Annotated in this window: 10 protein-coding genes and 2 tRNA genes; 8 read left to right on the plus strand and 4 right to left on the minus strand. The window is 44.2% G+C overall.

The features are described 5' to 3' along the window. Positions 1–147 precede the first annotated feature (147 nt). Complete coding sequence (locus tag F6K51_RS04170) at positions 148–1,659, minus strand: reverse transcriptase domain-containing protein (RefSeq protein WP_293018266.1); 1,512 nt, start codon at positions 1,657–1,659, stop codon at positions 148–150. Between the two features lie 145 nt (positions 1,660–1,804). Next, positions 1,805–2,095 (minus strand): hypothetical protein, encoded by a 291-nt coding sequence (locus F6K51_RS04175; protein WP_293018267.1) that lies wholly within the window; start codon positions 2,093–2,095, stop codon positions 1,805–1,807. Positions 2,096–2,631: 536 nt separating this feature from the next. Between F6K51_RS04175 and trmL the strand changes: the two genes are divergently transcribed. From trmL to F6K51_RS04190, 3 genes are all read left to right on the plus strand, one after another. Then, positions 2,632–3,093, plus strand: a complete 462-nt coding sequence (gene trmL, locus F6K51_RS04180) for a tRNA (uridine(34)/cytosine(34)/5-carboxymethylaminomethyluridine(34)-2'-O)-methyltransferase TrmL (RefSeq protein ID WP_293018498.1) — start codon at positions 2,632–2,634, stop codon at positions 3,091–3,093. A 1,389-nt stretch (positions 3,094–4,482) separates the two neighbouring features. After that, positions 4,483–6,858 (plus strand): peptidoglycan DD-metalloendopeptidase family protein, encoded by a 2,376-nt coding sequence (locus tag F6K51_RS04185; protein ID WP_293018268.1) that lies wholly within the window; start codon positions 4,483–4,485, stop codon positions 6,856–6,858. A gap of 339 nt (positions 6,859–7,197) precedes the next feature. Next, a tRNA-Met gene (locus tag F6K51_RS04190) sits at positions 7,198–7,270 on the plus strand. 40 nt (positions 7,271–7,310) lie between these two features. Here F6K51_RS04190 and pyrE read toward each other — a convergent pair. After that, complete coding sequence (gene pyrE, locus F6K51_RS04195) at positions 7,311–7,922, minus strand: orotate phosphoribosyltransferase (RefSeq protein ID WP_293018270.1); 612 nt, start codon at positions 7,920–7,922, stop codon at positions 7,311–7,313. Between the two features lie 146 nt (positions 7,923–8,068). Between pyrE and F6K51_RS04200 the strand changes: the two genes are divergently transcribed. Then, a complete protein-coding gene (locus F6K51_RS04200; protein ID WP_293018272.1) occupies positions 8,069–8,536 on the plus strand; it encodes a hypothetical protein in 468 nt (155 codons plus the stop codon). A gap of 56 nt (positions 8,537–8,592) precedes the next feature. On the opposite strand, the gene F6K51_RS04205 is transcribed toward F6K51_RS04200, so the two are convergent. Continuing rightward, a tRNA-Ile gene (locus F6K51_RS04205) sits at positions 8,593–8,665 on the minus strand. A 169-nt stretch (positions 8,666–8,834) separates the two neighbouring features. Here F6K51_RS04205 and F6K51_RS04210 point away from each other — a divergent pair. From F6K51_RS04210 to F6K51_RS04225, 4 genes are all read left to right on the plus strand, one after another. After that, the gene (locus tag F6K51_RS04210) at positions 8,835–9,557 is read left to right on the plus strand and encodes a hypothetical protein (protein ID WP_293018275.1); all 723 of its coding nucleotides are present in this window, start codon (positions 8,835–8,837) and stop codon (positions 9,555–9,557) included. A 354-nt stretch (positions 9,558–9,911) separates the two neighbouring features. Beyond that, positions 9,912–11,363, plus strand: a complete 1,452-nt coding sequence (locus F6K51_RS04215; protein WP_293018277.1) for a hemolysin family protein — start codon at positions 9,912–9,914, stop codon at positions 11,361–11,363. A gap of 49 nt (positions 11,364–11,412) precedes the next feature. After that, complete coding sequence (locus F6K51_RS04220) at positions 11,413–12,099, plus strand: lecithin retinol acyltransferase family protein (protein ID WP_293018500.1); 687 nt, start codon at positions 11,413–11,415, stop codon at positions 12,097–12,099. Positions 12,100–12,299: 200 nt separating this feature from the next. Next, on the plus strand, positions 12,300–12,734 hold the full coding sequence (locus F6K51_RS04225) for a hypothetical protein (RefSeq protein ID WP_293018279.1): 435 nt from the start codon (positions 12,300–12,302) through the stop codon (positions 12,732–12,734). The last annotated feature ends 1 nt before the right edge of the window (position 12,735 follow it).

A 12,735-nucleotide genomic window follows, 5' to 3' on the forward strand; every position in this document is an offset into this window, starting at 1 on the left:
GCATATTTCCCTTTTGTTACCAAAAGGTATTGAGTCCAACCTAAAAGGTTGTTTTACGTGAGGGTAGGTGGTGTAAATTACCCTGGGGAGTCGGCTCCCCGCTTTACTTGACCAGTTCAGGTCGCGCAGTTTCCCCTCACACGGCTCCTAGGTATCTTTTTGGCTCCAGTGTATTTGTTGGTGACAACTTTGGTGAACTGCCATAAGGTTATTCCCCTTTTGGTTGTTATGGTTTCCGTCTGTATGGTGGAGATGAATCCGTTCATTGTCTATGAAACCCAACCCACAATGTCCACAGGAATGGTTTTGCCTTTTTAAAGCTCTGGATGTCGCACTATCGTATAGTTTGGAGTTTCTTTTACTCCAGTAATTAAGGTCTCCATCATATGGAGACTTTGTGCCCCTGACATTTACGTGTTGATTTTGTTCATACCCTACAGTTGGGAAGCCTTTCTTACATAGTTCATTGGCTTTGTACCGGTTCACTTTCTTTTCCTTTCGGAATTTACGGTTTGCGGTTTTATTTAAAAACCATAACTTGTCTCTAGGGCTTTCCATGTAACAGCTTTTGTGGTAATTCCTCCATCCACGTACGATTGGTGCTAGTCTTGTTGCTTTCTTTTCGGCTCCATAGTTCGAGCTGTTGACCACTGATTTAATCTTCTTTCGTATGTTCCGGTGATTTTCCACTGAGGGAATACATCGGAATTTTCCGTTTTTCTGGACGCGGAAGTTCCACCCCAGGAAGTCAAATCCGTCTGTCGTTTTGGTTATCTTGGTCTTTTCTTCGCTGATTTCCATTCCTCGGTTTCTGAGAAAGTTTTTAATTTTCTCTAGGATTTTTTCTGCGTTGTCTTTTGGTTTGAGGATTATTACCATATCGTCGGCGTATCTTATACACCTATTTTTTGGGTTTATTTCCTCTATTCCATTTAGTGCGATATTGGCTAGAAGTGGACTAACTACACCTCCTTGGGGTGTTCCTTGCTCTAGGAATTCCGGATTGACGCCCGCTTTTAGACATCTGAAAATCCCCTGTTTCAGACCCGCTGGTGCTAGCAATCTATCCATGATTGAGCTGTGGGATATGCGGTCAAAACACTTCTTTATGTCTAGTTCTATTACTCTTTTGTGGATGCCGTTTTGTTTTGAATTCAGATTTAAAAATAGTAGTTTTTGTGCGTCTTGGGCACATCTACCTGTTCTGAATCCATAGCTGTAGGCACTGAACGTTGCCTCGTGGGCAGGTTCTAAAGCAAATTTAGCGAGACATTGCCATGCTCTATCCCGGATTGTCGGTACTTTCAGCATTCTTGTACCTCCATTTTTCTTGGTTATTGGGAATTCCTTCAAACCAAGGTGCGTCCAGTTTTCCCCACTAGATACTAGCATTTTAAGTACCTCGAACCTTTCTTTGTAGGTTAGGTGTGATTTCCCATCTACTCCTGCGGTTCTTTTTCCGGTGTTGAGCTGTGTCACTTGACGGATGGCCAAAAGTTGGGCAGAACGGGATTTCATTATCAGTTTCTGTAATGACCGAGCTTTCCTCAGGTCTCCGGCTTGAACTGCTTTATAAACTCTTCTTTGTAGGCGGAAAAGGTTCCGGCGGAGTTCTTTCCACTTTTGGCTTTTCCATAGGTCACTATATCTTTTTGACATGTGTCTACCCATGCTCTCCTAGGATTTGTTTATCTTGATACCCGTAGCCAGTTTCCGGCTACATCTTACCCGACATTAGGGATTAGGTTTGGCATAACTTACTGAAGGTTCGACTATTTCTTCAGACCTGTTTGTGCTGTCGTTTTTACTCGTTCCGTTCTAAGGATTGTTTTGACGATTTAGGGCAATCCATTTTGCCTATCCCTTCCTCGAAAGTTACAGATACCGTGGGAACAGTTCTGTGAGGATAAAAGGATGCATTCCACATTGTTTGTTCAGATTGTGGTAGGGCGATTAGACACTTTTTTAGGATTTTTGCTACTGTTACCCATGTCGCCTCCCTCTTAGCGGTAGTGTGGATAATCTGTTTTTCCTCTAATTCCGCCCTGTTGCCAGCTTCACTCTGCAAGGTTGCCGCCTTGCTCGGTGTGGCCAAGATAAGGAGTCACTTGCTTTCTCAAGGGATGGGTTTTCACCATCATCCGAAGAACAGTTAGGATTTTGAAGTTTTTCAACTTCGCGAATCCCCCTAGTCATACCTCTCCTGTTTCAGGAGGCTCCTCCTAGGAACGAGCCGCACTCCCACATCGCCTTTCGGCAAAGCCGACGCTACGCGAACAGGAAAATCCCGACGGCTCCATTGAAATCTCCCATGGCTAAATCAAGATTATATCCAGGGATTCGCAAGAGTACAAAACTCTTACTGGCTGAGCCAAACAGCCTCTAAACCCTCCCTTCGCCTAGCGGCGACCTAGGAGCATCAAACATCGGGCTTACTTGTTAGTTTTTGGTTCATGTCTTTAGCAGAGGCTTTTCAGCTTGCACATAAACCGCTGCTCTTTTGAGCGCATTAATCGGTGTTCCGATTTATCCATTCTAGCGGATATCATCGGAAAGAACAACAAATCTGGTCTCCAATTCCCCTCCCGTTATAGTCAAAGACTTAGCGGGAGGGGAATTGGAGTTGAAATGATGGTAAAAGTTGTCTTAATCAACCCGCAAATTCCACCGAATACCGGCAATATTGCCCGAACTTGCGCCGCCACCACTACTCAATTGCACTTAGTGGGTCCGTTGGGTTTTGAAATTAGCGATCGCTACTTGAAACGAGCAGGACTAGATTATTGGCCCTATGTAGATCTTAAATATCATGATTCCCTTGATGCATTTGTCAGCTATCACCAGAAGCAAGAGGGGCGTTGGATTGGCTTTACCAAGAGAGGAACATACAACTATATCAAGTTTCAGTTTCAGCCCAAGGACTGGTTATTGTTTGGCTGCGAAACCACAGGTTTGCCTCCCCATGTCTTAGATGCTTGTCAGGCTAAAGTCTTTATCCCCATGACCCAGCCGGGAGTTCGCAGCTTAAATCTCTCCGTCAGTGCTGCCCTTGGCTTATTTGAGGCCAGGCGTCAGTTGGGTTACTTGGAATAGGTGTTTTCTGTGTTAATAATTAGGACTTACTAAGTTTACTTGGTTTCCCCAGTCCTATTTGTATAAATTTTTGATATAGATTTCTTTTGTATAGATTTACTTGTATAGATTTTTCTTATAGATTTAGTTGTATCGATTTACTTGTATCGATTTACGTTTAAGCCTTAACCGTTTAATCCTTAATTAAAGCTTAGCACTTTAATATATCACTCCTGAAATCGGGTGTCAATAGAAATATCGACGGCGACTAAAGTCGCTGTTTCCCTCGTGCCACTGTTGCCGGACTACGATAGAAAAATTACATGGGGAGCAGCTGATTGCCCCACTCAAAACATACTTATCCCCCTTCAGGGGTTTAAACACTATAGCTAGAGTTCAAATGCCTAATTTATCCTCTACTGATGGTGTAAATAGGAAATGTCTGTATAAATGTGTAATTTTTGTGAAAAACAATCCCTCTCAGCGAATTCCCTAGGTGATCAATCAATAACTAGATTTTTAGATTTGGTTAAACTGTGTAAAAACGTTTTGTTGCACAAGTCTGTTTTAATCAGGGAAAGACGTCAAAACAAGCATCTTTGGGTAGAATCAAGGACTGTCAGCCTACAGCTGGCCGGACGCACCTTGGTTGAATGAGTTAGTGTGTGTAGAATTACTCACCAGAAATTAAGCTATCTAGAAGACTGAAATTACTTAACACATATAAGAAATTTCTATCATAAAGAGTAGGATTACCGAGAAATTACCCATAGATTTTGCTGATATCAAATGGGGAGTGATCAGTATACCAAACCAGCTATCAGTAGATAAAAGGAGGATTTGAAGGATTTTGTGAGCACACCATCAACTAGCAACCCACGATTAAGATCCGGGTTGATACAGGATTATACGGTTGTTGTCTTACCCAAAATTCCCGTAGAGTTCAGCTGTAATCAGTCAGTTGCTTCGAGAGTCCCATCGCTGTTTTTATGGCGCTCAAACAGAATAATCAGCAAATATGCTCGATTTTCTTGGGTTACTGAGGGTGGTTTCCCGGAGAACGCCTGATTAGCCAGTTACTTTATATGCATATATATGCAGCATATGCAGCAATCCGGAACGGCAGCCGTGGTCAATCCCGACAATATCTCTGCTATGGGATGTTGTCCACCTAGTTGTCTAAGGATAATTACCTATCAATGGCTTCAAGGTGTATCTAGCTATTGCCGTCAAGGAATAAATTTTTTAGTAGTCATGTGAGCTTGTCTAAATCAAAGAAGCACGGTAATCTTTGCTAAGTCTCCCAAATAGATGTGATTTGGATCACACTTTAGAAGTGAGTCACATCATTGACTGGTAAAAAATAAATCAGGAACTGTTAAGCGCTCGTCAAACACCAGGAGGACGTTTTTGAAAGGAACACTTACTGATAAGGTCAATCATGTTCCGACCTGTGCAGCAGAGTCATCAGATTCGCCATCGAAACTACCTGCAAGTAATCATCCGGTCGGTGCAGCAATTCCCCTTGAGGTGAACCGTAAGGCTCGTACCTCAGCAGCCATGATTGGATTGGCGATTTCCATGGGGGCATCTGGGTTACTATTACCTCAACAGGGTGATGAAGCAATGGCATTCGAGCCAGTTGCTCCTGAGCCAAGTGGGACGAATCTACCAGCAGCCGAATTTAAGGTTACCGCTGTTTCAATCCCCTCATTGCTAAACCCGGCTAAGGAGGGACAAGGGGGTGTCGAATCAAAGCCAGCCTCACCCTCAGAACTTGCGATTCGGCAAAGCCGACGCTACGCGAACGCGAATTTTAACAAGCTCAAAACCGATGAAACTCTCCCAATAGCCAGGAAGTCTACCATTGGTGAGGTTAAGGGTACTGATGTCAAAGCCTCATCTAAGTCTGAGGGTGTAGAGCCAAAACAGTTGCTAGCATCTGCACCAGTCTCAAAATCGGGTAACCTGTCAACGGATGCATCACAAGCTGTTTCCGACAAGACCAATAATCTTTTAAAAGCTAGACAAGACCTAGCCCTCAAGCGCCTTCAAAAACATCGAAACCGTCTGAGCAAAAGTCTGGTTCAGTTGAGGTCCGAGGAGTTTAACAAGTCTTATGAACTGGCATCAGCGACCCTTGGTTCTAGCCCACACACTTTACCCCCTGCAGTGCTAAAACCTGAGGGTTCAGTAACACAAACATCGCAGCCCATTGTTACGGTACCTACAGCTCCGGCGCTGCTCCCACAGCCAAGGCCGAAAGTTGCTGTATCACCAGCCTTAACCCAATCAACTAGATCTGAGCCACTACCAGTGGTCATTCCAGTACCGACTCCAGAAACAACTGTCATATCGGCAGTCAAACCATCAGTTTTCAAGGTCAGTACTCCAAGAATTGCATCGGCTACAACCAAGGTAACTACAGAGCAACTAAATGTACCACAGCCAGTGGTGGTGGGAACTAGGCTGTCATCTACTGGCAACTCTTTTCACCAGGTCAAAGGTGGTGAAACCCTCGATTCTATTGCCCGTAGTTATGGTTTATCCCGCTCAGAGCTAGTCTTAGCCAATCAGCTAGATAATCCTCACCTAATTGAAATTAATCAACAGCTGAAAATTCCTCAATTTAGGAGATTCGATCACCAAAAGTCCTCTTTTACCTTGCTATCTAGCAATAGCCGGAAATCTAAATCTTGGAAGCCAGGAATAGCGCGACCATTGGATTTAGGAACTATCTCTGTTAAGACTTCTACTAGTAGAGATCAAATCACACCCGTATCTATACAGGAAAAACCTAAGGTAAAACCGTTAACTGAGACGATTCTGACTCAATCGACTTCAGACAGTGGTCTGTTAGCTCAGGCTAATTCCTCTATTGAAAATCAGCCCTTAGAGTCTATTAACTCTCAGCGCAACTCCTATGTTGAAAAATTAAGGGCTGATATTCTCAAGATGCGAGAAGAAATCCGGCACAATAAAACCAGCCCAGAGGAAAACAAACCAATCAACCTAGGAGTTCCTACTAACGAGCCAGTTAACGAGCCAGTTGCTGAACCCTCAGATAAGGAGTCTAAATCTGTTGAGATCACTCCCCAGTTCAATCCTGAGAATAATCAAGCAAGCGGTACAAAAGAGTGGCAATTATTACCGCAGCCACCGACAGCTCCACAGGCTCCTATTGCTATTCCAAGACCTCAGCCACCCCGGAAAACTCGACGCAGTTCTATTGCCATTCCTGTACCTCCACCTGAGGTATCACAACCCCGAAGGATAGCTGTAGCTCCTGCCCCACCGGAACGATTTAACCCAATAATCCGTATACCGGTAGGAAAACCTGTTTCACCAGGAGTGCCACCTCTGTCTCAACCAGATATGTACTTGCCAGATAGCCCTAACCGCTTTAACGGATATATCTGGCCAAGTAATGGTGTGCTTACCTCAGGTTATGGTCGGCGTTGGGGACGGATGCACAAGGGCATTGATATTGCAGCTCCCATTGGGACACCGATTATGGCAGCAGCCCCTGGTGTTGTGGTCAGTGCTGGTTGGAATTCAGGTGGTTACGGTAAATTGGTGGAAATCAAGCATCCTGATGGAAGTCTGACCCTTTATGCCCACAACAGCAGAATTTTTGTGCGTCGTGGACAACAGGTTGGCCAAGGTCAACGAATTGCCGCTATGGGTAGCACAGGTTATAGCACTGGTCCTCACTTACACTTTGAGCTTCATCCCAGAGGTCGGGGAGCTGCCAATCCAATGGCCTATTTGCCTAGAAGACGGTAATAAAGTGATTTCAAGGGAAGTATCCCCATCAGGCCAAATTACCAGGTCGAAGGAGGAGACAGAGGTGAAGGGTAAGGTGAGTAAACGGAACTTTCCTACTCTTCCTCACCTTCTGGTGACAATATTTAGTATGACCCTTAGCAGCTTGAGCTAAAGGCAAAGTCTAAGCCTGAAGCCGAAATTACCTTTCCTATTTTTATTCTACCTTTTCCCTATACCCTTTTACCTGTGCCGTTCCATGGGTGCCCATGCAGTATGCCAACTAAACTTCTGTTCAAGAAAATTATTTAGATAAATTATTGGCATTGATATGTTATAGTACATAAGGGTTGAAAAAAAGGCTCAGTAGCTCAGTGGTTAGAGCAAGGGACTCATAAGCCCGAGGTCGCAGGTTCAAATCCCGCCTGAGCCATATAAATTAGCTAGTTAACTGGGCTAGCCAACTGGGCTAGTCAACTGGATTGATCAAGAGAACCCTGGTAGTGTTCTCGGATTTCGTTAATCGAAAACAGAGCTTGAAACATTAGCCCAGCCGACTGATAAAGCTCGGCTCCACCTTGCAGCCGGTCAACCAGGGCTATTACCAGCTCTACCTGGTAACCGGCTTCCTTAAGGCGGTCCACGGCTTTCATGGCTGATTGCCCAGTAGTCACAACATCTTCCAATACCACTACTTTGGCTCCTGTGGGCAAAGTAGGACCTTCAATGTATGCCTTGGTTCCATGACCTTTTGGCTGTTTGCGGATAATTAGACCTGGGATAGGGCAGTTTTCTAAGGCAGAAACAATGCTAACCGCACTCACGATCGGATCTGCACCTAGAGTTAAGCCAGCAACTGCTTGAGTATCAGCAGGTAGCATTGAGAATAGCAAACGTCCTATTGCCAATGCTCCTTGAGGATGAAGGGTGACCTGTTTACCATTGATGTAATAAGAGCTACGCTGCCCTGACGAAAGCACAAAATCACCCTCTTGGTAAGCGAGTTGGCAAAACAAATCCAGCAGAAAAGGTCGCAGGGTAGGTAAATCCTTTGGCATGGACAGGGCTTGAGATTGGATGTTCATGAAACTTACTGAAAAAAACCTAGAGTCAAGGGAAAATGGGAGCCTACAAGCTACCATCAAACCGGTTGATTTGGATTTGGTGGGTATTCTTTCACCCGCTGGGGTAGTTTCCCCCTAATATCGGATACTATTGAGGAAAACTACGGGTGATTACGATGCAAATGCGTTGGGCAAAGCTGTTTAGTGTTGTAGTTATAGCAGCCACTGCTAGTCTAGGAGCAGGTGGTGCCATAGCAGAAACTAATTCGGAGGAGTTGGAGCTAATTCCTCTAATAACCTTACCTGAGGCTTTTGAAAACGCTTTTTTTGATAACTCTGGGGACTTTTTCGAAAACAGGAGCATCAAGAGTCAAATCGATACAATTTTCGGTTCCGGATGGCCACCTGCGTTTCCAGAACTAGCACTTGAGCGGGATGCTGAGCGTGTCAGTAATCTTTATCGGGATCTACTAGAGCAGCAGGTTTCGAGCGGTCCTGTCATTCGTACTCTGGATTTACCAAACCCCTACAATACTTCCCTACGGTTGCTAGAGCAATCGAGTGATATACCAATCCAAGTGGAAAACCAAGAATTTTTCTTGGCACCGCAGCCCATACCACAGCTGCGTAGATGATGAGTATGGGCGAGATCAGTATGGGGTGATAGTAGTAGCTGACCGCAAGTGTCCAATCCAGGGTGCAGGAGTTGAACCTGCCTAGGGCAAATTATGAGTTTGCTGCCTCAACCGCTCGGCCAACCCTGGGTGATTCCTTTATATTATTATGGTAGCCTGAATCAAGTTATTGCAACACCACTAACTATAAATTCCCGATTTATCCAATAATTCTGAGAACATAAGATAATCTAGCTGTATAGCAGCACTATAATACAGCACGGAACCAGCGGTAATTCGGAATAACGTTAATCACCCTATGAAATTCAACACAACTGTAGCGCTAACCATAGTTCTACTGACAATGATGTTAGGTGCAGGTGTCGTGAGTGCCTTTTGGGGATTCTCTCTCGGTCACGAAGCCCTCAAAGGAGTTACTCAACCGGATACTAACCCTAAGAAAAAGTTGACAGGAAAGAAGGGGTCTTCTTCTGGGAAAGAAGGGGTCTTGATTGTGAGCGAGAAGGATATCCTGGTTAACGTTCACGCCCACATACACAATAAGGGTAAAAATCCTTCGGCTAAGAAAAACAGCCAGAAAACTAAGCAAATTAGTTGGTCTAAGCCCGCTCAGAAGGAGTCGTCGTCTGATGTATTGACTCAAGAGGCATCCTTCACTCGGAAAAACCCTAAGCTAAATTTACCGGTTAAAAGTCAGGATAAGGGAGTCACCCTAGCGGTAAATTCTGCCAGTGTCCAGGAGGGTTCTTTAATGTTGGATGTCAGCTTGAAGAATCAGAGTTCTAATCCAGTCAGGTTTCTGTACAGCTTTTTGAATGTTACCGATGATCGCGGTCGTGCCCTAAGTGCAATTACGGAAGGCTTACCAGGAGAATTACCGGCTAATGGCAAGGAATTTTCTGGAACAGTGAGCATACCGACAGCTTTACTAGAGAACTCCGAGAAGCTTTCCCTGACACTGACCGATTATCCGGATCAAAAACTACAGTTGAAAATGTCTCAGATTCCTGTAGTTAGATAAGGAAGCAAGTCGAGGGAATGGTTGTTAAGGAGAAAACGTTGAAGCTATGCTAAAAGCCTATGTTGATAGCAAGCAACTAAGGCAGTTTCAGAGTCAGTCTCACGGCCAGTCTCACAGCCAGTTTCACAGCCAGTTTCAGAAATTTCCTTGACTGGCATTCGTGAACTAGCTCAAGCAAATGCTAGTAATACAACTGAAAACCCCATAATACAACTGATAAGTTTTTGATGGTAACCGATAACTCCATACCAAGCTGCCCTAGCTCTAAGAAGATACATCAGAAGGCAACCGTAACCAGCAAAAAATGAAAATTATTTGCTTTTACCTTTCACCTTTTCTATGGTTGCCAACCTGATGGTTCTTCTAACAGTGGATGCTTCTATTAGCCTCTCTGAGGGAGAGGTTTTTCTGGGATTGTTATCAGTGCTACTACTGATAGCCATCAATGCTTTTTTTGTCACGGCTGAGTTTTCGATGGTGGCGGTGCGGCGATCGCGGATTAGCCAATTAGTAGATGCGGGTGACGTGCAAGCAAAGACGGTTCAGGCTTTGCAACAGAGCATTGACCGATTACTATCTACAACTCAGTTAGGGATTACCCTCTCGAGCCTTGCTCTGGGATGGATTGGGGAGACTACCATGGCAACTTTGGTAGCAGCTGGGATAGCAAAGCTACCACTACCGCCAGCTCTAACTCCAGTTATTACCCATTCCCTAGCAATCCTGGTGGCATTTTTCATGATTGCTTATCTACAAATTGTTTTGGGGGAACTTTGCCCCAAATCCCTGGCTTTACTTTACTCAGAACAACTAGCACGGTTTCTGGGGCCACCCAGTCTGGTAATTGCCAGGTTTTTCAATCCTTTTATCCAGATTTTGAATCAATCTACCCGCTGGCTCCTGAGGTTGGTGGGTGTTCAATATTCTGGTCAAGGTTGGTATAGCCGTGTAACGCCGGAAGAGTTGCAACTCATAATTACCACTGAACGGGAGTCTATTGGACTGGAAGCAGAAGAGAGAAAACTACTGAAAAATGTGTTTGAGTTTGGGGAGGTAACAGCCGCAGAGGTAATGGTTCCCCGCACCAGTCTTATTGCTATTTCCCATGCAGCAACCTTCGAAATCTTGTTAGAGGAAGTTGCCAAGACTAGTCACTCTCGCTATCCTGTGATTGGGGCATCCCTAGATGATATTCGTGGCATTATCGACTTCAAAAAATTGGCTAAACCTTTATCTAAAGGGAAGCTAGGACTTCAGACACCGATTAAATTGTTGGTTTGCCCAGCTAAGTTTGTCCCAGAAACTACCCCATTGAGTGAATTACTGCCGATGATGCAGCGATCGCATTTGGCAATGGTGATGGTGGTGGATGAGTTTGGAGGTACTGCTGGATTAGTCACCCTCAAGGATTTAATTGCTGAAATTATTGGTGATGGACCTGAATCTGACATAAGCGAGGACTTGACGGTACAAATTATAGACGAGTATACCTTCCTGGTGCAAGCTCAGATGAATATGGAAGAAGTCAACGAACTTTTGGATTTAAACCTACCTGTAATTGATGACTATCACACTTTGGGCGGTTTTCTGCTCGACAAGTTTCAGAAAATTCCTGTACCCGGTGAAACCTTAAATTATGAAAATCTAGAATTGACCGTTGTGTCTGCTTCTGGAGCGCGCCTAAACCAAATTCGGATACGCCGCCAGCAGCCACAAGGTAATAATTCAGTAGATGTTTCTGATTCTGATCAAATGCCGATAATTCCCAGTAAGGAGGATGTCTCCTTTGATAATGGAGGGCTATAGTTTTGATCAACTTGAGTTGATTAGTGCCGGAGAAAACCAAGAGAAAATAATGGCGCGAGGAGATCAAATTTACGTATTCCAAAAGTTTCTTAACTTTGAAGGGGTTTACCAACATCATGGTATTGACTGTGGAGACGGTAGTGTGATCCACTACCGCAAAAAAACTGAGACAATTGAACGTAATTCTATGGCTACCTTTGCTCTAGGTGAAACAAAAATTTATGTCAAACAGTACTCAGTTTGTTTAATTCCAGATGTTGTGATTCGTCGGGCAGAAAGTCGATTAGGGGAAAGGCAATATAACCTAATTTTTAATAACTGTGAACACTTTGCTAATTGGTGCAAGACTGGGAAAAATGAAAGCCAGCAAGTCAAGGATTTTATCCCGGTAATTAGTAATACGAATATCGAGGGTTTGTACGAAGCTATAAAACAAGCACTTCAGGGAGCAAAGCAAGACGATACAACTCAGTTACTTAATCAAGCCTTATCTGATCTGAGGGTGGTTTGGGATGAGATTCAACCTAAGTATAAACAGGAACTTAAAGAAATCAATGCCTGGCAGCAAGTGGCAATTCAAGCTATTAAAAACAATAGAGAAGACTTAGCCCGTGCGGCTTTGATGCGGAAGCGCAACTATGAGAAAAGTGCGACGGAAAAGAAAGCTAAACTAGACCAGTTAGCGAAGATGACAGAAACCTTGATTCGTAACCGTGTGAACTGGCAACAAACCTAGTGGGTTAATCAAGTAATCAGAAAGCTACTTTGAGCGGTCAGCTATCAGCAATCATAACTTATGGGGTCGATTTAATTTTATGACCCCTACTCCCTACTCCCTACTCCCTACTCCCTAAAATCTAGGACGAGATACTTCAAGCAATTCAGAACTGCTATATATTCTTACTATAGTTTAGTTGTAAAGATCCAAAAAACTGAATGGAACGTGGTTTACTATGGTTACCTCTGCTAGCAGCATTTTGCTGGCTGGCTTGGTCAGGTTGGAACGAATACCAAAAGATTGAAGCTTATCGCCGCTGGGCTGAACAGTTTGAACGGGCAAAGTATGATATCTATGCCGTGCTTGGTCAGAACGGCAGTGACCTGACTTGGGGCAAACCCACTAGAAATGAACCAGTAAATCTAGAAACCTTTTCCCTCAAAGAGGTTAAATCAATCAACTTGGTGGTTGATAATCAAGTGGTTGACTTAGAGCAACCACCGGATAAAGGTCGTGCGATCGCATTAGAATTTCAGTTCCTCAAACCCATAGATCCAGTCAAAATTCCCTTTACAGAAATTCCGTTGGCAGTGGAGTGGGGAAAATATCTCCAGTCATTAACTATAGCGCTGGGTGAAGGGAATAGGGAATAGC

Origin of the sequence: Moorena sp. SIO3I8 (genome assembly GCF_010692325.1) — a bacterium.
GTDB lineage: Bacteria > Cyanobacteriota > Cyanobacteriia > Cyanobacteriales > Coleofasciculaceae > Moorena.